This window comes from Alcaligenes faecalis, from assembly GCF_009497775.1.
GTDB classification, from domain to species: Bacteria; Pseudomonadota; Gammaproteobacteria; order Burkholderiales; family Burkholderiaceae_B; genus Alcaligenes; species Alcaligenes faecalis_D.
This window is the reverse complement of the sequence record NZ_CP031012.1, coordinates 3,278,851-3,300,175: the sequence shown is the minus strand read 5'-3', so window position 1 is coordinate 3,300,175 and position 21,325 is coordinate 3,278,851. Positions and strand designations below refer to the sequence as shown.

Here is a 21,325-nt window from a genome sequence, read left to right as displayed (position 1 = left end):
GTTTTTTTATCTATTGAGAATATAACGTCAAAGTTCTTTAGGTATTGATATTTCCAGGTGAAACCTTCTAGAGGATTTCCCCAGTACAAAAGCGGCTTGCCGGATATGATGGAGCAGTTTATGAAATCCATGATTCGGCGCGTGCAGGAACCAGGCGGGGTGGTTGCGTTTTAATCTTTGGGCTTATTAAGTGTAGTCACTGTATATCGGCGGTTCTTCTCTTCTCAGGCTATCTACTTTTTCTGCTCATTTCTTCTTCATCTCCTTGCTTTAACGGCTTTCTGCGTGGCTTGCTGTGTTTTATGTTTAAAGTGTTCAAGGGTATATCCCTAGGTCTTGGCCGATTTACTCGCAAAAATACCATGTGTACACTTTAAATCACTAAAACAAGACAAGTTGCTGAGTCGTGTTTCGCCTCACAAGCCCACGGAGAAGACAATGAACAAGACATTTGCAGGGGTAGCACTGGCAGGAACGATGATGTTGCAAACCTTGGGGGCCACCGCTGCCGCCGAGGGGGTGATCAAGATTGGGGAGCTGAACAGCTATAAATCCCAGCCCGCTTTTTTGGGGCCTTATCGAAACGGGATGGAGCTGGCGGTTGAGCAGATCAACCAGGCCGGGGGGATTCACGGCAAGCAGCTGCAATTGATCATCAAGGACGACAACTCCAACCCCGGTGATGCGGTACGCGCTGCCGAGGAATTGATCTCGCGTGAAAAAGTGGATGTGCTGACCGGGACCTTCCTGTCCAATATCGGCTTGGCCATTACCGACTTCGCCAAACACAAAAAAGTATTCTTTCTGGCCAGCGAGCCTTTGACCGACAAGATTGTCTGGGCCGATGGCAACCGCTATACCTTCCGCCTGCGCAACTCCACCTATATGCAGGTGGCCATGCTGGTGCCTGAAGCCGTCAAGCTGAACAAGAAGCGTTGGGCGATTGTGTACCCCAACTACGAGTACGGTCAGTCCGCCGTTGCCACCTTCAAGACTTTGATGAAAGAAGCTCAGCCCGATATCGAGTTCGTGGCTGAACAGGCCACGCCATTGGGCAAGGTCGATGCCGGTGCCGTGGTGCAGGCTTTGTCCGAAGCCAAGCCTGATGCGGTCTTTAACGTACTGTTTGCGTCCGACCTGGCTCGTTTGGTTCGCGCCGGTAATCAGCGTCAGTTCTTTAGCCCTGCCTTGCCGGTGGTCAGCATGTTGACTGGCGAGCCGGAGTACCTGGACCCCTTGGGTGAAGAAACGCCGGAAGGCTGGATTGTGACGGGCTACCCCTGGTATGCCATCGACACGCCCGAGCACAATGCCTTCCTGAAAGCCTATCAGGACAAGTACAAAGAGCACCCACGTCTGGGCACGATTATTGGCTACAGCACGATTGTGTCGATTGCCGCCGGTATTGAAAAAGCCGGTTCTACCGACACGGAAGCCATGATCAAAGCCTTCCGTGGTCTGGATGTGGTCACGCCTTTTGGGCCCATCACTTACCGTACGCAAGATCAGCAATCCACGCAGGGAGCCTATGTGGGTGTGCTGGCCAAGCAGGACGGCAAAGGCATCATGACCAATATCCGTTATGCCGATGGCAAGGATGTACAGCCTACGGATGAGCAAGTCAGCCAGTGGCGTCCTGCCGCGGCCAATCAATAATTCCAAGAACGCAGTATTTCGTAGATCGGCGCGCCAAATGGCGCGCCACTTCTGACGCGAGGCAGTAATGGCCTTATCGGGTTTATGGGTGCAGTTCCTTAACGGACTGGCCGAGGCATCGTCTTTGTTCCTGGTGGCGGCGGGTTTGTCCCTGATTTTTGGGGTGACACGCATCGTCAACTTTGCACACGGCTCTCTGTACATGCTGGGCATCTACATGGCGTATTCCACCGTGCAATTCATGGGTGGTTCGGCGCTGGGATTCTGGGCAGGCTTGATTGTGGCCGCCTTGCTGGTGGGCGCATTGGGGGCTTTGCTGGAGATCGTGCTGCTGCGGCGTATTTATAAAGCGCCCGAGCTGTTCCAGTTATTGGCCACCTTTGCCCTGGTGCTGGTGATCAATGACGGAGCCTTGGCCGTGTGGGGGCCGGAAGATCTGCTGGGGCCACTGGCTCCGGGTCTGAACGGTTCCATTTCCATTGCAGGGCGCTTCTTCCCGGTTTATGACCTGGTGCTGATCGTGATTGGCCCCGTGGTGCTGGGCTTGCTGTGGCTCTTGCTGACCCGTACCCGTTGGGGCGTGCTGGTGCGCGCCGCAACCCACGACCGACAAATGCTGGGTGCGTTGGGTGTGAATCAAGCCTGGCTGTTTACGGGTGTGTTTGCACTGGGCGCCTTCCTGGCCGGTTTGGGTGGTGCTGTGCAATTGCCACGTCAGCCCGCCAATCTGCTGCTGGACTTGAGCGTGATCGGGGATGCTTTTGTGATTGTGGTGGTCGGTGGCATGGGCTCCATTCCCGGTGCTTATGTGGCTGCTTTGATCGTCGCTGAATTGAAGGCCCTGTGTATCGCTCTGGGTACTGTCACCTTCTTTGGTGTGGACTTTGCCTTTCCTAAATTGACGCTGGTAGTGGAGTTCATCTTCATGGCCGTGGTGCTGGTGTTCCGGCCCTGGGGCCTGTTCGGAAAGGCTCAAGCCGTCAGCCGTAACTCGGCTCCGATCGAAGCGCCTTTGCGTGCCGGTAGTGGAGCGTTCCAGATCATGGTGCTGGTGGTTCTGGGTGTGATGGCTGCCTTGCCCTTGATGAGCGACTGGTTCCCGTACGCGCCTGTGCTGGCTCTGGATATTCTGGTTTTGTCCCTGTTCTCCTTGAGCCTGCATTTCATGATGGGACCAGGGGGCATGAACTCTTTTGGTCACGCCGCTTACTTTGGTCTGGGCGCTTATGCGGCGGCTCTGCTGTTCAAGGCGGCTGCCTTGTCCATGGGCTGGTCCCTGGTTCTGGCTCCGGCTGTCGCAGGTTTGGGTGCGCTGATCTTTGGCTGGTTCTGCGTGCGTCTGTCAGGCGTCTATCTGGCCATGCTGACCTTGGCTTTCGCGCAGATTATCTGGTCGATTGTGTACCAGTGGGATAGTTTTACAGGCGGCTCCAATGGCGTGGTCGGTATCTGGCCTGCGGAGTGGCTGTCGGGTGATCGCTACTATTACTTTGCCTTGCTGCTGGTTGTGGTGGCGGCTTTCCTCTTGCGTCGCATCTTGTTCTCGCCCTTTGGTTACGCCATGCGTGCCAGCCGGGATTCAGCCTTGCGGGCCGAGGCCATTGGCATCCCCGTCAAGCGCGTACAGTGGCTGACCTTTATTCTGGCGGGCACGTTTGCCGGTCTGGCCGGTGCCTTGTTCGTGTTTTCCAAGGGTAGCGTCTCGCCCGAAGTGATCGCTGTGAACAAGTCCGTGGATGGTTTGGTCATGGTCTTGCTGGGTGGTTTGCAAACCCTGGTTGGCCCGGTGGTGGGGGCAGCGGTGTTCACCTTGTTGCAGGACTTCTTCCTGGGCATCACACAGTATTGGCGTGCCTTGTTTGGCGGCGTGATTCTGCTGCTGGTTCTGGCTTTCCCGCAGGGTATTGCCGGCTTTTTCAAACGCTGGGCGCATCGCCGCGTAGCACCGGAGGCATCGTCATGAGTTTGCTGCAAGTACGAGGTCTTAAAAAAGCGTTTGGTGGCAATCTGGCCGTAGACGGTATCGAGTTTGATGTGCAGGCCGGGGAATTCCTGGCCTTGATCGGCCCCAATGGCGCTGGCAAAACTACCACCTTCAATATGGTGGGCGGGCAATTGACGCCCACAGCCGGATCGGTGCGTTTGGGCGATCAGGAACTGGTAGGGCTGGCCCCGCGCAAGATTGCTGCTTTGGGCGTGGGCCGTACCTTTCAGATCGCCGCAACTTTTGCATCCCTGACGGTGGTGGAGAACGTCCAGATGGCCTTGCTGGCGCATCAGAAAAAGCTGTTTTCCTTCTGGCGTCGGGCGGCTCAGTTCGAGCGTGCGCGTGCGCTGGATTTGCTCGATCAGGTAGGCATGCTGGCACAGGCCGAACGGCCTTGCAGCGAGCTGGCTTATGGTGATGTGAAGCGGGTAGAACTGGCAATTGCACTGGCCAACGATCCGCGTCTTTTGCTGATGGACGAACCCACAGCAGGCATGGCCCCCAAAGAGCGTAATGAGCTGATGCGTCTGACCAAAAAACTGGTGATCGAACGCAATATGGGTGTGCTGTTTACCGAGCACAGCATGGATGTGGTGTTCGAGCACTCGGACCGCATGCTGGTGCTGGCCCGTGGTCGGCTGGTGGCGGAAGGGGATGCGGACTATATCCGTCAGCATCCCAAGGTGCAGGAGGTGTACTTTGGCACAGGCAAAACATTCGAGAGCAAGGAGCCAGCATGACGCAGGATTTATTAGCCGGTTCTGAGCGAATCGCCGCAGGCACGGTGGACGAGCAGCCTTTGCTAAGTGTGGATGGCTTGAATGCCTGGTACGGCGCCGCGCATATCTTGTTTGGCTTGTCCCTGACCGTACAACGCGGTGAGGTCGTTGCCTTGATGGGGCGTAACGGTGCGGGCAAGTCCACTACCTTGAAATCCATCATGGGTTTGATGGAGCGCTCCGACGGCCATATTGAGTTCATGGGCCAAGCCATTCACGACAAGCAGCCCTTTGAAATCGCTCGTGCCGGTTTGGGTTTTGTGCCCGAAGACCGGCGCATCTTTACTGATTTAAGCGTCACAGAAAATCTGGAAGTGGGTCGTCAGCCCGCACGGCGCTGGCCGGATGGCACAGCAGCTCCGCACTGGCAGCCCGAACGCTTGTACAGCCTGTTTCCCAATCTGGGCCAGATGCAGGACAGGCCCGGTGGGCAGATGAGTGGGGGCGAGCAGCAAATGCTGACTGTCGCGCGCACCTTGATGGGCAATCCTTATCTGGTCTTGCTGGACGAACCGTCCGAGGGTGTGGCTCCCGTGATTGTGGAGCAGATGGTGCACATGATTCTGGAGCTGAAGCAGGCCGGGGTCAGCATCTTGCTGTCCGAGCAGAATCTGCACTTTGCCGAGCTGGTGTCGGATCGGGCGTATGTGCTGGAAAAGGGGCAAATACGGTACAGTGGCGCCATGCAGGAATTAAGTGCCAACGAGCAAGTGCGGCGCACTTACCTGTCCGTTTAACTTCGGGCCTCCAGATCGTGGAGGCCGGACCGGCTCCAGGAGAACACCATGGCAGATGCACGTCCCAATCCTCAGGCAGTGATTGATTTCTGGGTTGAATCAGGGCCAGAGAAATGGTTTCGCAAGTCCGATGACTTCGACCGGGAATTTCGCGAACGGTTTTTGGACTGGCACGAACGTGCGGCCAAGGGCGAGCTGGATGACTGGGCACAGACCGCAGAAGGGGCCTACGCCTTGCTGATTTTGCTGGACCAGTTTCCGCGCAACTCCTTTCGCAATACCACCCGCATGTACGCGACCGACGAGAAGGGTTTGGCGATTGCCAAGGAAATGGTGGCCAAGGGGCTGGATAAGCAGATTCCGCTGGAGCGTCGTGTGTTTTGCTACCTGCCGTATTCCCATGCGGAGAATTTGGCCGATCAGCAAGAGGCCGTGCGCCTGAATCAGGAAATTGGCCGTCCTTGGCTGGATCACGCCGAAGAGCATCTGGATGTGGTGGAGCGCTTTGGCCGCTTCCCGCATCGCAACTCGATTCTGGGACGTACCACGACTGCGGAAGAACAGAAGTTTCTGGAGGCCGGTGGTTTTTCCGGTTGATGGGTTTTGAGTCTGGCCCAGGCTGGGTCTGGGTCTGTAGCGGAAGCTGAGTCCTGATCCTGATTTGGACTGGGCCTAGACCTAGGATTGGATGACTTTGATTTGGGTCTGGTCTCGGGCTTGGGTAGGAACGCAAGCTTCGATTGTTGGCCTAGGCTTTGGCCCCAAACCCAAACCCAAACCCAAACCCACACGTAAATTCAAGCTTCAGACCAGTCCTTCAGAGTGCTGGCAGTGAGCCTGGGTTGAGGGTTGCTGGTTTAGTCAGGTCTGAATGTGATGAGCTAAAAAACAAAGGTGGCCAAGTGAAAACTTGAAGCCGCCTTTGTTTTCCGCGTATCTAAGCACTATCTGCGGACAAACCCTGCCTACAAGTGTCCCTTCTGCTCCCTGATGGTTGCAATCTTGTCTTTCAGTCCCGTCCAGGCCGGTTTTTCGGGTGCAAAACGTGCCCGCATATAGTTCAGCAAATCTTCCATCTGCTCATCATTCATGCTGTTCTTGAAACCGGGCATGGAGCCCAGGGTAGGCTGGGCAGGACGGGTAATGCCGTGCATCAACACCTGAATCGTATTGTCCGGGTGCTCGCTGTGCAGATTACTGTTCAGTGCCAGGGACGGGCGCGCACCAAACAACACCGGCCCACCACGCGGATCGTGGCAAACAGCACAAGCGCCGTTGAACAGGTTTTCGCCTGGCATCACCATCACTTCCTTATTGCTGCGGCTGTCTTGCTCCAGAAGCGCGGCCTGGGCGGCGTGCGTTTGTTCTTGCTCGCTCTCAACCGGGTTCAGGCTGCTTAGATAATTTGCCATGGCGCGGACGTCGGACTCAGGCAGCTCTGCCAAGCCCGCGACGACTGGTCCCATCGGTCCAGCCGCTACGCCGTGGCGTGGCGAGTAGCCAGTACGCAGGTATTGGTACAGTTCCTGCTCCGTCCAGGGGATGGGGGCTTTGGACAGGCTATTGAGCGCAGGCGCTTCCCAGTTATCTGCAAAGCCACCAGCCAGGAAATTCGCTTTCCCCCCTTTCTCGGCCCCCAGCATATTGCGCGGGCTATGGCAGGCCGCACAGTGACCGCTGCTATTGACCAGATAGGCCCCCCGGTTCCATTGCACGGTTTGAGTCGGGTCCGGCACGTAGGCATTCGGATCACGGTGAAACAGCAGGTTCCAGCCCGCCACCAAAGGCCGCATATTCATGGGGAAGGGCAGCTTGGTTTCAGGCACTTCGGACTTCACCGGCTCTTGCGTCATCAGGTAGGCGTACAAGGATTGCATGTCCTCATCGCTGATCTTGGCAAAGGCCGTGTAAGGGAAGGCCGGGTACAGGTGGCGACCGTCCTGATGAATGCCCTCGCGCATGGCGCGTTCAAAGGCTTTGTAGCTCCAGCTGCCTATGCCGGTTTCTTTGTCCGGGGTGATGTTGGTGGTGTAGATAGTGCCAAACGGCGTATCCAGACCCAGACCGCCCGCATTGGGTGTGCCGCCTTCGGCGGTGTGGCAGACCATGCAGTCGCCTGCAATGGCAACCAGGCGGCCACGCTCAATCGCCAGCTCTGAAAAGATGGATGTGTCCACTTGGCCGACGGGCGCGATGGCGGGCCGCCAGGGCAGGGCACTCAAGACTGTGCCGGTGGCGACCGCGGCCAAGGCTCCCCACCAGGCTTTGCGTTTTTTGCTGCTGCCTGTTTTATCGGACTGATAGCCCAGTGCCAGAGACTGTTCGCTAAAAGGCGCACTGGTCAGGCGTATGCCACTGGCATTGAAAATTGCATTGGCAATGGCGGCCGCGGCAGGCAGTTCCACGCCCTGGTTCCAGGCCAAAGGCTGGCCTACGGCAGACTCCCGTTTGACCAGCTGGACGGCGGGCTTGTCGGCGGTTTCTTTGACAGGGCTGTCGTTGCTACCTTCGCTGCCTTTGCCCACGCCATTGTTCAGCAGTTGTTGAGCCCAACGGCCCAGTCGGTCGGCCAGGGCGGGTGCAGACTCCGGGGTCTGCTCGGGATTGCTCAGTTCGGTGCTGTCGTGGCCAATGGTCAGCTTGTCTATGCTGAGCGTGCCTTGACGGGTATCGACGCTGACATCCACGGCCCAGGCGGACCACTGCTCTCGTGCAGCCTGTCCGGGCACTTGTTCAACAATATGGCTGTAGGCCAGCCCGCGACCTTTGCGCAAAGGACCTTGATGGGCGGGCAAGGGCTCGGACCAGTCCGACTGATCGGCAACCCGTTGCAGCAGCTCTCGACCTTGAGGGCTGCTGACTTGTTCCAGTCGTGCTTCCAAAGGATCCAGCCCCAGGCTGTGGCAGTCCTGATCGAACTGCGATTCCTGAGCAAAGATCGTGGCCTGGGCCAGGCTATCGGGGTCGCTGCTGGCGGCCGCGCCATCATAGTTAGGCGCAGGGGCGGAAAAGTAATCGCTTTTTACGTCCGGGCCGCTGCTGGGCAAATCTTGCTGACCGCAAAGAATGGCAGCCAGAGAAGGGCGAGCACCGGACAAGGTGTTCAGTTGCCAGCGGGTCGCCCGCAAATGGGCATTCAGGTCGTTTCGCTCTGCGGTGCCTTTATAGACGCTAAGGCGAATGGTCGCTACGCTGTGGCTGGCGCGGACTTGCACAGCCTGGGGGCGGCCAAAGGCCATGACGGCTGCATCCATGGCGCAGTCGTAGGCATCGGCCTGATTGCCGGCAATATCCTGCAAATGGATCTGCTCGCTGGGCAGGCCGCTCAAGGCTTGCAGCTCAAGCAGCAGAGCGGCGGGGCGCTGCGTATGCGCCCAGACATAAAACTGCTTGTCGTGATAACAAGCACGGGCCCAGGCGGTTTCTTGATGCTCGGCGGCAGATTGCCACTCATAGCTTTGATCGGGGGCGCCAGGCGTCGCAGCAACAGCCTCATCGGCTGGCAGGGCCACCTGGTCTGCTACGACGGGCGTGGCCCAGCGTGCATCCAGCAGAGCAGCGCCTTGCTGAGCCTGTTCGGCTTGTACCGCCAGCACACCCAGAAAATTGCCCATATGCACACAGGCCACGACACCGGGCACTTTCAGGGCGGCTTGTTGGTCTACTGTTTGTAATTCAGCTCCCAGATACTGCCCGTTTTCATAGGACCAGTAAGGAGGGCGCACAACAGCGCCATGCAGCAGGCTGGTGCCCGCAGGTAGTTCCGGCCATAGCGCTCGGGAAAGGTCTTGTACTGAATGACTCATTGCCTGGCCTTTGCGACGCGTACGGCAGCTTGCATGATTTCTACGTGAGTGCCGCAGCGGCACAGGTTATAACGCAGCTCGTCCCGGATCTGCTCTTCGGTAGCTTGCGGATTGCGTTCCAGCAGGGCCTGCACGGTCATGACCATGCCATTCAGGCAGTAGCCGCATTGCGCAGCCTGACAATCAATAAATGCCTGCTGAACATCATTGGGCTGGCCGTTTTGGGCCAAACCTTCCAGGGTCGTGATCTGACGGTTTTCTACCAGGCTGACTGGCACGATACAGGAGCGGGCGGCCACACCATCGACCAGCACCGTACAGGCGCCACATTCACCCAGGCCACAACCAAATTTAGGGCCATTCAGTTCCAGGTCGTTACGCAATACATAAAGCAGCGGCGTATCGGGTTCCACCTCGATGATGTGGGTCTCTTGATTGACCCGCAAAGTATGCGGGCGAGTACAAGGGTTCATGGGTTTCACCTTTGGGAGATCGCACCTTATTGTCGAACAGCGTGTGCGGTGCTTTTATCAGCTCGGTATTGATATGCTTAAATTAAGTGTATACACTTTAATTTATAGAGTAAATAGATTCTACTACTCCCTTGAGGCATCAATCAAAGCTCTCTTGGGGAGACGTTCGAAATTCGGTCTAATCTTATTTAGTATAGGGTTTACACTGATTATTAAGCCCTTGATTTTCTCTTTATAGTAGTTGCGATAAATGGGTTTCAGCGCACTGCATTTGATTTTATTAGGGTGTGTACGCTAGTAATCGATGTTTTGCCAAGGTGCGCTTCAGGCAAGTTTTCAGGGATGAATCCCTGAAGCCGGTTTCCAGCCCCTTATATAAAGCCCAGCCAGGAGAGTGTGATGTCTTACGATGCGCCGCGCCACCAGCAGCAAGACTTGCTCAGGGCGCCCGGCACCTTGCTGATTTTAGCGGCACCGGCACGGCCTCCCAAGCCTTCGCCCGGTCAGCCCGGCGTGGTGTCCGAGTACTTGCAGGCGCACGACGATGTCTTTGTCGCGGTGTCCGAGCAGGGCTGGGTGCGCGCTTTTAATGGACACGTGGATCTGGGTACCGGCATTCAAACTGCGCTCAGTCAGATTGTGGCCGACGAGCTGGATGTGCCCATGGCGCGCGTGCAAATGGTGCTGGGCCATACCGATGCTGTGCCCAATCAAGGTCCTACCATCGCCAGTGCGTCCATTCAGATCCATGCAGTACCGCTGCGCAAGGCGGCGGCTCAGGCGCGTCAACTGCTGCTGGCACAAGCTGCAGAGCGCTGGACGGTGCCTGCCGATCAATTACGCGTGGAAGACGGCACTGTCATTGCCCCGGACGGGCGCAGCCTGACGTACTGGCAATTGCTGGAAGGTCTGGAACTGCGGGCCTATCTGGATAAGGAAACCCCCACCAAACCGGCCGAGCAATTGCGCATTGTAGGGACAGCCCAGGCGCGTGTCGATATTCCGGGCAAGGTCGCGGGGCAGTGGGTGTATGTACACGATGTGCGCGTGCCCGGCATGTTGCATGGCCGTGTTGTGCGCCCTCCTTATATAGGGCGCGATAGCGGTGACTTTATCGGTCGCAGCCTGGAATCCGTGGACGAGGAGTCCATCCGCCATATTGCCGACGATGTGCGTGTCGTGGTGATTGGCGACTTTATTGGTGTGGTCGCGCGTCGTGAAGAACACGCCATGCGCGCCGCCCGTGAATTGAAAGTGCGCTGGAAAGCGATTCCTCCTTTGGAGGACATGAACAATCTGGAGCAGTTGATTCGTCGTCAGCCCATGACGGAGCGTTTGCTGGCCGATAAAGGCCCGGATTTTGACGAGCTGCCGCCAGAAGGCAAACGCTTGAAGCGTACTTATGTCTGGCCTTTTCAGCTGCATGCCTCCATTGGCCCGTCTTGCGCTGTGGCGGATTACCAGCCCGGCCATAGTCGAATCTGGTCAGGCTCGCAGAATCCGCATATGTTGCGTGTTCACTTGAGTCAGTTGCTGGACGAGGACGAAGCCGGTCTGGAGATCATTCGTCATGAAGCGGCCGGTTGCTATGGCCGTAATTGCGCTGACGATGTATGTGCGGACGCCTTGCTCTTGTCACGAGCCGTCGGTGCGCCGGTGCGCGTGCAACTGACGCGTGAGCAAGAACACGGCTGGGAGCCTAAAGGCGCTGCTCAGTTGATGGATGTGGAAGGCTCCATTGATGCCGAAGGACAGCTGCGTCATTACGATTTTGTGACCCATTACCCCTCCAACGATGCGCCGAATCTGGCGCTCTTGTTGACGGGGCGGGAGTCGGCGGCCCCCCGTCAATTGGAAATGGGGGATCGCACGGCAGTACCGCCTTACAGCTATCCCAAGCAGCGCATTGTGTGTCAGGACATGCCCGCGATTGTGCGTGCTTCCTGGCTGCGCGGCGTATCGGCCATGCCCAATTCTTTTGCGCATGATTGCTTTCTGGACGAGCTGGCAGTGGAAGCCGGTGTGGACCCCTTGATCTATCGCCTGCGTTATCTGGATCAGGATGTGCGCGCGCAGGAACTGCTACAGGCGGTGGCGGGTAAGGGGCAATGGCAGATTGGGCATCGAGGGTCTCGCGGGGAGCCGGACGAGCAAGGCTATCTCTACGGTCGTGGCCTGTCGTACGCCCGCTATATACATAGCAAGTTTCCCGGTTTCGGGGCTGCATGGTCAGCCTGGGTGCTGGACCTGCGAGTCCATGTGGAAACAGGCGTGATTGAAGTTCAGAAGATTTATGTGGGCCAGGACACCGGGCAGATGGTGAACCCGGCTGGTGTGCGCCACCAGATTCACGGCAATGTGATTCAGTCCTTGAGCCGCACTTTGTATGAGCAGGTGCGCTTTAACGCACAGGGTGTGGTCAGTGCGGAGTGGGGTGCGTATCCGATTGTGGATTTTCCGCGTATCCCGCCCATTGAGGTGATTTTGATGGACAGGCAGTCCGAGCCGCCTATGGGGTCGGGTGAGTCCGCCTCTGTGCCCTGTGCCTCGGCCATTGCCAATGCTTTGTTTGATGCAACTGGCCGACGTTTTCGGCAGGTGCCTTTTACACCGGATGTGGTCCGGGCCGCGCTGGCTGCTACACCCCAGATGGCGTAGGCAGCAGCAATTTTCATAGGTCGGGCCCCGGCCTGACGGTTTCAATCCAAGGACAGATTAATGAGTACCTTTCTTTACGGCGGCCATGTTCACGCCAATGGCATTCGTCAGCATTACTTGCGCTACGGCGGTTCCAGCGAGGGTCGCGATCAGCGCCCTGCGGTCATCATCGTTCCCGGCATTACCAGCCCGGCGGTGACCTGGGGTTTTGTGGGCGAGCAGTTCGGCAAGCACTTCGACACCTACATTCAGGACGTGCGTGGTCGTGGTTTGAGCGAAGCTGCCGAGGGCATGGATTACAGCCTGGATGCGCAGGCGGATGACTTGATCGCCTTGGCTCAAGCCTTGGGCCTGAAAGACTACATCGTGGTCGGCCACTCCATGGGTGCGCGCATTGGTTTGCGTGCGGCTCACAAGAACAGCGAAGGCCTGAACCGTCTGGTGATGGTTGATCCTCCGGTCTCCGGTCCTGATCGTCGTGCCTATCCTTCCAAATTGCCCTGGTACGTGGATTCCATGGCGATGGCTCGCAAGGGTTGTACCGCTGAAGACATGCGTGCTTTCTGCCCGACCTGGACCGAAGAGCAGTTGCAATTGCGTGCTCAGTGGCTGCATACCTGCCACGAGCCTGCGATTCTGGCCAGCTTCGAAGGTTTCCACACCGACGATATTCACGTCGATTTCCCGCATCTGAAAGTGCCTGCCTTGCTGATGACCGCCGAGCGTGGCGACGTGGTGCGCGATGAAGATGTAGCCGAGATTCAGCAACTGGCCGCTGGCGTGCAGCACGTTCGTGTGCCCAATGCGGGTCACATGATTCCTTGGGATAACGAAGCAGGCTTTTACGAGGCCTTCGGTGATTTCCTGGGCCAGCGCTTGGTGTGATGTTGAAAGGGCCGCATGGGCGGCCCGTCGTGATGCAGAGGTTCCGCGTCAGTGTCGGAGCCTTTCACAAGGAGAGACAAGATGGCAGTTAGTGATTATCAACTTATCGAGGCATGGCAAGAAGTGCTGCGCCTGTCCAAGCTGGAAGCGGGTCAAACCGTGACCTTGCTGACCAGCTCGACCACTCACCCGCAGACCATGCAGTGCGCGCAGATTGCCGCTCAGTCCATGGGGGCGATTGTGAATCGCCTGGACTTGTTGCCGGTCAACGCGGAAAAAGCCTTGAGCCGTGACTCGCTGGCGTACTTGGGTACGACCCCGCTGACGGGTAACGAAGCGGCGATTGCGGCTTTGAAGGCCAGCGATCTGGTTCTGGACCTGATGACCTTGTTGTTCTCGCCCGAGCAGATCGACATTCTGAAGTCGGGTACCAAGATTCTGTTGGCCGTGGAGCCACCCGAAATTCTGGTTCGCACGGTACCAACCGAAGCAGATCGTGCGCGTGTGACCGCAGCCGCCGCTTTGATCAAGGCTGCCAAGGAAATGAGCATTACCTCTCCTGCCGGCACCAGTCTGCGGTGCCCGCTGGGTGAATTCCCCGCGATTCGTGAATACGGCTTTGTGGATGAGCCCGGTCGTTGGGACCACTGGCCTAGCGGTTTTGTGCTGACCTGGCCGAACGAGTTGGGCACTAACGGCACCATCGTGATCGACAAGGGCGACATCCTGTTGCCGCAGAAGAAATACTCGACTGAGCAGATCATTTTGACCGTGGAAAACGGCTACGCCACCAAGATTGAAGGTGGTATCGAAGCCGAGCTGCTGGACGAATACATGAAGACCTTCAACGATCCTGAAGGTTATGCAATTTCCCACATTGGCTGGGGTTTGCAGCCACGCGCTCACTGGTCCACTTTGGGTCTGTACTCGCGTGAAAACACGATTGGTATGGATGCTCGTGCCTTCGAGGGTAACTTCCTGTTCTCCCTGGGCCCGAACAATGAAGCTGGCGGCAAGCGTACAACGGCATGCCACATTGATATTCCTTTGCGCAATTGCACGGTCAGCCTGGATGGCCGCGCCGTAGTGCGTGACGGCAAAGTACTGGATGGAGGCGTTGGTGAGTACGAATGAAGGGGCGGTTTACGCTCAACAAGGGTTTGGGTCGACGTTGGAGCCTAAAGCTCCGTATGGCTTGTTGATTATTGATCTGGTGAATGGTTTTGCTGATCCGGCGGTGTTTGGCGGTGGCAATATTCCCGAGGCGATCGAGAACACGCAGAAGTTGCTGGCAACGGCGCGTGAACAGGGCTGGCCGGTGGCTCACACTCGCATCGTGTATGCGGACGATGGTGCTGATAACAACATCTTCAGCATCAAAGTCCCCGGCATGTTGGGTCTGACTGAAGACGCGCACAACAGCCACATCGTGCCGGAGCTGGCTCCTGCACCCGGTGAGTTCATTGTTCGCAAGAATGTGCCGTCGGCTTTCTTTGGTACACCCTTGGCCGCGTGGCTGACTCAACGTGGTGTGCAAACACTGCTGGTCGCCGGTGCCGTCACTAGCGGTTGCGTGCGTTCCAGCGTGGTTGATGCGATGCAACTGGGCTTTCGTCCCTTGGTCGTCTCTGACTGCGTGGGTGACCGTGCGATTGGCCCGCACGAGGCTAACCTGTTCGACATGCGTCAGAAGTACGCCACCGTGGCAACGCGTGAAGAGGCGATGAAGTTGATTGGTCTTTAAAGCTATTCAAGCTTTTGAGTCTTTGAGAAGAACGATGTGCTTCGTCATTTTTTAGCAGTTTGATTGACGGAGCCTGTGTCGTCTTTTAACTGGTCTGTTTCTACAGATTGGTGATTGAGTATCGGTGGTCTGCCGCTTGGGGGCAGGCTATCGGACCTGTGCCCCTGAGAGTCGAACGACTCTCGGGGGCTTTTTTATAGTTTCTGTTCAGGTCCGTGTGAGGGCGTGGACTGTTAAAACGCCCAGCGCAGATTCACCTGTCCTTGCAGCGACGAATATCCGCCTCCGAACTGTGAACTGATGCCGGTGCCAATCGACAGACGCTCACTGCGTTGCCAGGTCAGGCCGGTTCGAACGCTCATGGTGTCGCGGGGGAGCACGCTATTGCGGGTATTGAACGCCGTATCCGTGGACGCAATGGCGAAACGGGCTGTTTGAGTCAGGTCGCGATCCAGCCATTCGTGATTCCAGCCAAGGTCCAGGTTCACGGCCAGCTTGCTGCCATCAGCCAGGTCGCGATTCCATTCGGCCGTCATCCCCAGGCTGGAGCGCAAGGCATCTACGCGTTTGCTGTCCAGGTGAAGACGCGTGGCGTCGTTGCCCGATTCGTCGACTGATGGGCGGGATACCAAGGCGTAATTCATGCTGGCAAAAGGGCCTACCGAAAACGAGGGGCTCAGTTGCCAAAGGTAGCCTGTGCCGGCGTCAATCGACAGATTGCGTCCCGTCCAGTCAGACGAGTGCGTGGCCTGGTAGTCTCCAATGGCAATCTGTCTGCGCATATCGGCTTGTTCCAGGCCCAGGCGCAGTCCGCTGAATGCGAAAAGACCTTCCCGTGTACCGGGGCGGTATTGCAGATGGGCGGCAAGGCCGAACGCGGTGGCTTTGCTCTTGCCGGAGTAAGGGGCATCCGGTTTGACCGACAGATCGGAAACATCAAGCTGGGCTCCTACGGCCAAGTCAGGGGCCGACTCCAGAGCGCGCCCGGCTCCAACGATCAGGCCGTAGCTGTTGGCATCGTAGCCAAGCATGGACCCGCGCGTGTTTTGATCGCCACTTGAACCGAATACCAGAGCGTAGCCCTGCCAGTCGGTGCCGGGCCGCAACATGCTTTGGCTCAGGCCTTGGCGGGCGGTTTGCATGATCGAACGCTCATGCATCAGGGAGGCGGCCATGGCAGCGCTATAGCCAGCGGGTGAAATCTGGTCCAGAGCAGCGGGTATTTGTGAGCCGTCCGTGGCCGAGAAATCGAGTGTCTGGAACAGGGCTTGTGCGGGTGCCGTTCCGGCGGCGGCTAGTTTGAACAAAGCCTTGCCGGCCTCGCGCTGGTTGTCGTTGCGGCCATACTGGCTGTAGGCATTGTCGGCTCGGGTGGCAGACAAGCGGTAGCGTTCGTTGCCCAAGGGTGCCGCGTCAAACTGCAAGGTGGGCGATACGGCGGTGATCTGTGTGGCGTCAAAGCTGCCGTTGTAGCTGGCTGCTTCCACAAACGAGCCTGTGTCGACGGACCAGGAGTTTTGATACCAGTCTGCCAAAGGCGTCAGCTTCAGCGCGCCAGCCAGGTCCGCATTGCCACTGACGGCAAGCGTGTCGTGGCCGCCTTTGCCATCAAACTCGGCTACCAGTTGGCCTGTTGCTGTTTGCTGGAAGTCGCCATTTACCTGGATGCCCCCGATGGAGTTGCCGGGCGTCAGGGTGCCAGCGTTAATCAGGGCCTGACCGCTGGCCAGATCGAAGCTGGCATTCCCGCCCAATGTTGCCGCTTCCTGGATGGTGGCGCTGTGGACCTGCAAGGTGCCATCCAGCTTTGTTGTGCCGCCGTCAAATGACAGAGTCAGATTGTCTTTGCCTGTGATGTTACCGGCGTAGCTCAGGTGGAATGTGGCATCGGGCTGATCAATGCTGCGGCCCATTGTGTCCGCAGCCTGACCAAAGGACAGCGTGGTCAGGCGTAGCTGGTTGTTGTTGTCGCGCTCTGCATAGTGCGAAATGATATCGCCTTCAATCTGGGCGCCTTGCATCAGGTTGATGCGCCCGACGTAGGCATTGTCGGAAATCAGGATGGCCGCTTCCTGGCCTGCAACTCGTCCGCTAATGTCGGCTTGTTGAACCAGGGGGCCGTTCAGTTCGGGGAGCAGGGCCTGATCGACGCCCTTGATGCTGCGGATGTAGGATCCACGTCGCTCGACCACGTTGCCTAGCGAGTTGGTGCCAAAGTCAAAACGCAGGCCTACGCCCTGAGAGCCGGTCGCTTGGATGTCACCGCGATGAACCAGTGTGTGCCCACGTCCGTAGGCAAATTGAATGCCTTGCCCGTTCAGACCATCGGCGTAGATTTTGACACCTGAGTCGATGACAAGGGTGTTGTTCTCGCCATCGATCCGTATGCCTGCACCGCCTGATCCTGCTGCCAACAGGTCAGCGGCTTGTCGGACCTGATTATTGCTGCCATAGATATGCAGGCCCAAGCCTAATGTGGATTGGTTGTATTGGCCTGGAAGGTATTGCGTGCCTTCGGCATTGCGTGCAAAGAAACCTTGTGTATTCACCAGCTCAAGGCCATCGCCGTAGATCGAGCGTCCGAAGAAGTTGGCCCGGTCAATGGTGTAGCCCAGGTCTTGCAGAGCCGCCAGCTCAGCCTCCATGAAACCCGAATAGTTACGGTATCTCTGGTGGCTCATGACGCTGTTTCGAAGCTCGATATGGCTCATGAAGTTGTTATCTATGCTGCCGTCCTCTCCCAGTATTTTTACGGGAACACCACGCAGGCCACCGGCCAGAACTTGCTCGATGTTGGCACCGATCAGAAAACCCTTGTCCTGACGCAAGTCGAAGGCATCAGGATCGTAGGAGGTGTCGCAGCCATTACACAGAATCTTCTGGTCTGCCTGTGCTGGATTGCCGTTGTCGTCCCTTAGCAGTTGCGCCCAACTGGTCAGCTGGCTTGTGAAATACGGCTGTATGTCATAGTTGTCGCCTTTGTTTATCACATGGCTGGTCACGCCTAGCCCATGGGCAACTTCGTGGATAGCCGTCAGGAGTACGCTGTCTTTACCAGTCAGGGGTGTTTGTGTGAATGCTGGGTTGCTTGCGTAGTCGTCTTGGCCCAGGCCAAAAAAACCATGCCCGCCGAGTGGTAGCGTACCTTCGGCTGGCGACAGACCGAATATGCTCTGCTGCATTTGCGTCAATGCGCTTTGGCCGTCGTTTGCTGTGGGTGAGCCACCGTAGGCATTGCCTGGCATATTAATGGTGCCGATATTGATGATGGTTGGGGGATTGGCACCTTGGGTCTGGAGTATTTCAGTCCAGTAGCCTATGCCGTCAACGATCTCGTTTTTGTAGGCTTCATGTCCTTGCCAGCTCCAGTAGGACGTGTTGTGGCGTTCGTCGAATGGGCCATCGCCCATGTCAAAAAACCGCGCGATAAATACGGTGCGTCCCGATGCGTCTGTGACGGCTCTGTCTTCCAGGGCGTGAGCAGACAGTGGGGCAATGGCGAGTGCCAGGGCGGCATACAGTTTTGTTAGTTTCATTGTTGAGCAGGTGTTGAATGCGCGAGATATTGTTTGCACTGAATGGCCCCCGAGGTAGAGGAAACAGTTTGATTCGAGTGGGGCGTTCATTGTTGCTGCGTCGGGGCAGGGCTGATGGGGGGGGTACCTTGGCCTGCGTCAAAAAAATATAGCAGATGGTGTCAAATTGATATTGTTGGTTTTAAACCCTTGGTCCTGGTTTTTAAACGCGGTGTATTTGTTTTTTTGGGCTTTGAGTTTTGGGTTCAAGGGTTGCCGAGGACGTCGCTGTTTTTTGAGGGGGCTTTCTTCTGGGCGTGCCGTTTGGGCTTTGCGTGAGGGCGGCGGATAGTTTTCTTGTGGGGCCCGGGTACGGCTTGTCTTGGCGGGGCCCTTGCCCACGCTGCGCGTGGGTGCCCTTGTCAGAGTGCTGGGGCGGGCGGGTCGTGAACTCGGAGCGCGGTTTGTCCCCCGGACAAACCGCAAGCGTGCTCCTCAAACAGCACGACCCTTGCATCCCGCCCCAGCACTCTGCCGGCGGCAAGAGCCCTGACTCGCCCGCCAAGCCGTACCCGGGCCCCACAAGAAAACAAGCAACACGGTTTAAAGCCCAAACGGCACTGGGACGGAGGAAAAGAAATGAGGCAGGGTGGGAATTAGGGAATTAGGGAATTAGGGAATTAGGGAATTAGGGAGTTGAGGACTTGAGGACTTGAGGATGCAGGGGGGCAGCAGAGAATAGCTGGACTGCTAATCAGGGTTGGGAAGCTGGGGTAGCAGGCGTAGGTACGCTTTGGGTAGATGATATTTGCTGGTGCTTGGGTGTCTGGCTTGGGTATCTGACCAGAAGATGCTTGGGGCTGCTGTTTTTGGAGGGTTGTTTGAGTTCAGCGTTCCCAAGGGTTTAGGAGGGCGACAGGGGTATCTTTGAAGTCTTTGGTGTTGCGCGTGACGACGGTCATGTTGTGTACCAGAGCGGTTGCCGCGATCAAGGCGTCTCGTTCACCCTTTTTGTTTGGAACATGCAATTGGGCGCATTGTCGCGCTACCGCTGCATCGATGTTCAAGGTGGCTTGGGAGAATGCGGGTAGCACCTGGTTTTCAAACCAATTGCGCAATATGACTCCCTGGGCAGCATCTTCCCGTTCTTTGCCCAGGATGCCTTGTTCCAGTTCCAGGACGGTAATGACGGATATGTATATCGTGGCGGTGTTGACGCTGCGAATCCAGGCAGTGACGTTCGCATCGGCTTTGCCAGATTTCATTTTCCGTATTTCGGAGATGACGTTGGTGTCCAGAAGGTACATGTTCAGAAGTCAACGGGACGGGTGTTGATGTTGCTGCGGCCTGGTTCAAAACCGATGTCGGCGTCTTCGTCTGACATGGCCAGTTCATCAATGATGTTGCGGCGCTGCTCGGTCAGTTGCAGGTAGTTCTGGAATGTCATCAGCACGTGTGAAGGACGGCCGCGGTCGGTAATGATGACGGGGCCATTGCTTGCGGCTTTTTTTGCCTCGCTGGTGGCCTGGTTGAATTCTCGGCTTGAAAGAGTGGTGATAGTCATGATGCACCCTCCTGCGATTTGTGAATGTAGGTATGTTACTACATTGAGTGTTGCTTGGTTTCTTGGTACTTGTTTCTATTAATAAATTTATCCTGTAGGCAGGGATGTGAAAAGACATTGTGTGACAGAGAGGTCACGTGAGATTGGAAAGGTGAATTCATGGCAGGGCAGCAGCATGTATCTGGGGTGACGGGCATTATTCTGGCGGCGGGCCTGGGGCGGCGGTTTGACCCGTCGGGCCAGCAGTTGAAGCTATTGGTCAGAACTGAAGATGGCAGAACGATGGTGCGCCGTGTCTGTGAGACGGCCTTGTCTGTGCTCGACGAAGTGCTGCTTGTTTGTGATGTCCATGAGCAGATTTTGCGTCAGGAGCTGGGTGACTTGCCGGTCCGCTTTGTTCAGGCTCCTGAGGCTATCCGCGGTATGGGTGTCAGTCTGAAAGCCGGTATTCAGGCTTGCAGTCCCGCTTATGGCTATGTCGTTTTGCTGGCGGATATGCCTTGGTTGCGGCCAAGCACCGTAGCGGCGGTGGCTCAGGCTGTGCAGGATGGGGCTGGGATTGTGCGTCCCGTTTTGAATGGCCAGCCCGGCAATCCTATTGGTTTTGGCCTGGAGTGGCGTCAGCAGCTTTTGGAGCTTCCTGACGAGCAAGGCGCGCGTGGCTTGTTGCAGGCCAACAAGGATCAGACCTTGTTTGTGCCTTTAGTGGATGAGGGGATTTTGCGCGATGTGGACACCCCCAGCGATTTGGGGATGTCCCGGGCATCGAATTAGCCGTGACCGCGCTGTTTGGCGATTTGTTGGCGTTCCAGACGGCCGATGTAGTGCTGAATCGCCATCTGCGTGGAGGCAGACAGGTCAATGAAGGTACAGCCCAAACGCTGAATTTGTTTGCCATTGGGCAGTTGCTGCGTTTCTGTACGCGCAACTTGTAGCGCCACTACAAAAGAACCGGCCTGCGGCAGTTCCAGCAGGGATTCGGTTTTATGTGTGCCGATCACCTCTGCCAGGCTTTGCGATTCGTCCACCAGGGACAAGCCGCCACCGCTGATATCGTGCAGCAGAAAGCTTTTGGATTCATTATTCAAGCGCAGAATCACCATGGCCGGTTCGCTGACGGGCACGTTGACTCGAAAGAATTCGCGTCGCTGCAAACGGCGAATGGACTCGGGGATCGGGATCGCCAAGGCTGGCTGACCTTCGTAGGACACGACCTCCGGGGTAGGGCCCTGGAATGTCACCTTGATCTTGTCCAGCGAGGTCTCGAAACTGGTGTGTTCGGACTGCAGCAGATTGCGGGTTTTTTCTTCTTTGTTGGCGGTATCAATCACCACCACATTGTTGTCCAGATCAATGTCCAGAATGGTGGTGACAATCCGGTCATTGCCCTGATTGGCTTCCATGTGCAGTAGCAGGCCCCCTTTTTCGATAGCCCGTAAAACACGCAGAATTTCAAACTTGGACTGGATCTGATACGGATCGTCTTCGGTGGGAGGAAGCGGAGAAGTCATGGGTAGCGCG

General features: G+C 57.0%; 16 protein-coding genes. 10 read left to right on the top strand and 6 right to left on the bottom strand.

Translation table 11 applies throughout. The features are described 5' to 3' along the window. The first annotated feature begins 438 nt into the window (after positions 1-438). From DUD43_RS15290 to DUD43_RS15270, 5 genes are all read left to right on the top strand, one after another. Positions 439-1,656 (top strand): ABC transporter substrate-binding protein, encoded by a 1,218-nt coding sequence (locus tag DUD43_RS15290; RefSeq protein ID WP_035273686.1) that lies wholly within the window; start codon positions 439-441, stop codon positions 1,654-1,656. A 67-nt stretch (positions 1,657-1,723) separates the two neighbouring features. Further along, on the top strand, positions 1,724-3,619 hold the full coding sequence (locus DUD43_RS15285) for an ABC transporter permease (RefSeq protein WP_153230950.1): 1,896 nt from the start codon (positions 1,724-1,726) through the stop codon (positions 3,617-3,619). Beyond that, positions 3,616-4,383: an ABC transporter ATP-binding protein gene (locus DUD43_RS15280; protein ID WP_153230949.1), complete on the top strand. Its 768-nt coding sequence runs from the start codon at positions 3,616-3,618 to the stop codon at positions 4,381-4,383. Before DUD43_RS15285 ends, DUD43_RS15280 begins: the two co-directional genes overlap by 4 nt. After that, positions 4,380-5,159, top strand: coding sequence for an ABC transporter ATP-binding protein (locus tag DUD43_RS15275; RefSeq protein WP_228125817.1), 780 nt, complete (start codon positions 4,380-4,382; stop codon positions 5,157-5,159). The genes DUD43_RS15280 and DUD43_RS15275 overlap by 4 nt, the downstream gene beginning before the upstream one ends. 48 nt (positions 5,160-5,207) lie before the next feature. After that, positions 5,208-5,756 carry a DUF924 family protein gene (locus DUD43_RS15270; RefSeq protein WP_153230948.1) on the top strand — a complete coding sequence of 183 codons (549 nt, stop codon included), beginning with the start codon at positions 5,208-5,210 and terminating at the stop codon, positions 5,754-5,756. Positions 5,757-6,124: 368 nt separating this feature from the next. Here DUD43_RS15270 and DUD43_RS15265 read toward each other — a convergent pair whose 3' ends face one another. Both DUD43_RS15265 and DUD43_RS15260 read right to left on the bottom strand, forming a co-directional pair. Next, the gene (locus DUD43_RS15265; RefSeq protein WP_153230947.1) at positions 6,125-8,965 is read right to left on the bottom strand and encodes a c-type cytochrome; all 2,841 of its coding nucleotides are present in this window, start codon (positions 8,963-8,965) and stop codon (positions 6,125-6,127) included. Next, positions 8,962-9,438, bottom strand: coding sequence for a (2Fe-2S)-binding protein (locus DUD43_RS15260; RefSeq protein WP_153230946.1), 477 nt, complete (start codon positions 9,436-9,438; stop codon positions 8,962-8,964). The genes DUD43_RS15265 and DUD43_RS15260 overlap by 4 nt, the downstream gene beginning before the upstream one ends. Before the next feature lie 399 nt (positions 9,439-9,837). Between DUD43_RS15260 and DUD43_RS15255 the strand changes: the two genes are divergently transcribed. The 4 genes from DUD43_RS15255 (at position 9,838) to DUD43_RS15240 (ending at position 14,725) form a co-directional block, all read left to right on the top strand. Continuing rightward, a complete protein-coding gene (locus tag DUD43_RS15255) occupies positions 9,838-12,096 on the top strand; it encodes a xanthine dehydrogenase family protein molybdopterin-binding subunit (RefSeq protein WP_153230945.1) in 2,259 nt (752 codons plus the stop codon). Between the two features lie 60 nt (positions 12,097-12,156). After that, positions 12,157-12,981, top strand: a complete 825-nt coding sequence (locus DUD43_RS15250) for an alpha/beta fold hydrolase (RefSeq protein ID WP_153230944.1) — start codon at positions 12,157-12,159, stop codon at positions 12,979-12,981. 81 nt (positions 12,982-13,062) lie between these two features. Then, the gene (locus DUD43_RS15245) at positions 13,063-14,115 is read left to right on the top strand and encodes a 2,5-dihydroxypyridine 5,6-dioxygenase (RefSeq protein WP_153230943.1); all 1,053 of its coding nucleotides are present in this window, start codon (positions 13,063-13,065) and stop codon (positions 14,113-14,115) included. Then, positions 14,102-14,725 carry an N-carbamoylsarcosine amidohydrolase gene (locus DUD43_RS15240; RefSeq protein ID WP_035275666.1) on the top strand — a complete coding sequence of 208 codons (624 nt, stop codon included), beginning with the start codon at positions 14,102-14,104 and terminating at the stop codon, positions 14,723-14,725. The genes DUD43_RS15245 and DUD43_RS15240 overlap by 14 nt, the downstream gene beginning before the upstream one ends. 233 nt (positions 14,726-14,958) lie before the next feature. On the opposite strand, the gene DUD43_RS15235 is transcribed toward DUD43_RS15240, so the two are convergent. The 3 genes from DUD43_RS15235 to DUD43_RS15225 form a co-directional block, all read right to left on the bottom strand. Continuing rightward, the gene (locus DUD43_RS15235) at positions 14,959-18,261 is read right to left on the bottom strand and encodes an autotransporter outer membrane beta-barrel domain-containing protein (RefSeq protein WP_153230941.1); all 3,303 of its coding nucleotides are present in this window, start codon (positions 18,259-18,261) and stop codon (positions 14,959-14,961) included. An 866-nt stretch (positions 18,262-19,127) separates the two neighbouring features. Beyond that, complete coding sequence (locus tag DUD43_RS15230; RefSeq protein ID WP_153230940.1) at positions 19,128-19,547, bottom strand: type II toxin-antitoxin system VapC family toxin; 420 nt, start codon at positions 19,545-19,547, stop codon at positions 19,128-19,130. A 2-nt stretch (positions 19,548-19,549) separates the two neighbouring features. Next, positions 19,550-19,804 (bottom strand): type II toxin-antitoxin system prevent-host-death family antitoxin, encoded by a 255-nt coding sequence (locus DUD43_RS15225; protein WP_153230939.1) that lies wholly within the window; start codon positions 19,802-19,804, stop codon positions 19,550-19,552. Positions 19,805-19,963: 159 nt separating this feature from the next. Here DUD43_RS15225 and DUD43_RS15220 point away from each other — a divergent pair, with 159 nt between their 5' ends. Beyond that, the gene (locus DUD43_RS15220; RefSeq protein WP_153230938.1) at positions 19,964-20,578 is read left to right on the top strand and encodes a nucleotidyltransferase family protein; all 615 of its coding nucleotides are present in this window, start codon (positions 19,964-19,966) and stop codon (positions 20,576-20,578) included. Here DUD43_RS15220 and DUD43_RS15215 read toward each other — a convergent pair. After that, complete coding sequence (locus tag DUD43_RS15215) at positions 20,575-21,315, bottom strand: flagellar brake protein (protein ID WP_026485448.1); 741 nt, start codon at positions 21,313-21,315, stop codon at positions 20,575-20,577. The genes DUD43_RS15220 and DUD43_RS15215 overlap by 4 nt on opposite strands. Positions 21,316-21,325 lie beyond the last annotated feature (10 nt).

Bases quoted from the DNA above. Each gene is read 5' to 3' on its own strand.
- DUD43_RS15230 (WP_153230940.1), bottom strand. From the start codon at position 19,547: ATGTACCTTCTGGACACCAACGTCATCTCCGAAATACGGAAAATGAAA.
- DUD43_RS15280 (WP_153230949.1), top strand. From the start codon at position 3,616: ATGAGTTTGCTGCAAGTACGAGGTCTTAAAAAAGCGTTTGGTGGCAAT.
- DUD43_RS15265 (WP_153230947.1), bottom strand. From the start codon at position 8,965: ATGAGTCATTCAGTACAAGACCTTTCCCGAGCGCTATGGCCGGAACTA.
- DUD43_RS15285 (WP_153230950.1), top strand. From the start codon at position 1,724: ATGGCCTTATCGGGTTTATGGGTGCAGTTCCTTAACGGACTGGCCGAG.
- DUD43_RS15215 (WP_026485448.1), bottom strand. From the start codon at position 21,315: ATGACTTCTCCGCTTCCTCCCACCGAAGACGATCCGTATCAGATCCAG.
- DUD43_RS15255 (WP_153230945.1), top strand. From the start codon at position 9,838: ATGTCTTACGATGCGCCGCGCCACCAGCAGCAAGACTTGCTCAGGGCG.
- DUD43_RS15220 (WP_153230938.1), top strand. From the start codon at position 19,964: ATGGCAGGGCAGCAGCATGTATCTGGGGTGACGGGCATTATTCTGGCG.
- DUD43_RS15275 (WP_228125817.1), top strand. From the start codon at position 4,380: ATGACGCAGGATTTATTAGCCGGTTCTGAGCGAATCGCCGCAGGCACG.
- DUD43_RS15250 (WP_153230944.1), top strand. From the start codon at position 12,157: ATGAGTACCTTTCTTTACGGCGGCCATGTTCACGCCAATGGCATTCGT.
- DUD43_RS15235 (WP_153230941.1), bottom strand. From the start codon at position 18,261: ATGAAACTAACAAAACTGTATGCCGCCCTGGCACTCGCCATTGCCCCA.
- DUD43_RS15260 (WP_153230946.1), bottom strand. From the start codon at position 9,438: ATGAACCCTTGTACTCGCCCGCATACTTTGCGGGTCAATCAAGAGACC.
- DUD43_RS15290 (WP_035273686.1), top strand. From the start codon at position 439: ATGAACAAGACATTTGCAGGGGTAGCACTGGCAGGAACGATGATGTTG.
- DUD43_RS15225 (WP_153230939.1), bottom strand. From the start codon at position 19,804: ATGACTATCACCACTCTTTCAAGCCGAGAATTCAACCAGGCCACCAGC.
- DUD43_RS15270 (WP_153230948.1), top strand. From the start codon at position 5,208: ATGGCAGATGCACGTCCCAATCCTCAGGCAGTGATTGATTTCTGGGTT.
- DUD43_RS15245 (WP_153230943.1), top strand. From the start codon at position 13,063: ATGGCAGTTAGTGATTATCAACTTATCGAGGCATGGCAAGAAGTGCTG.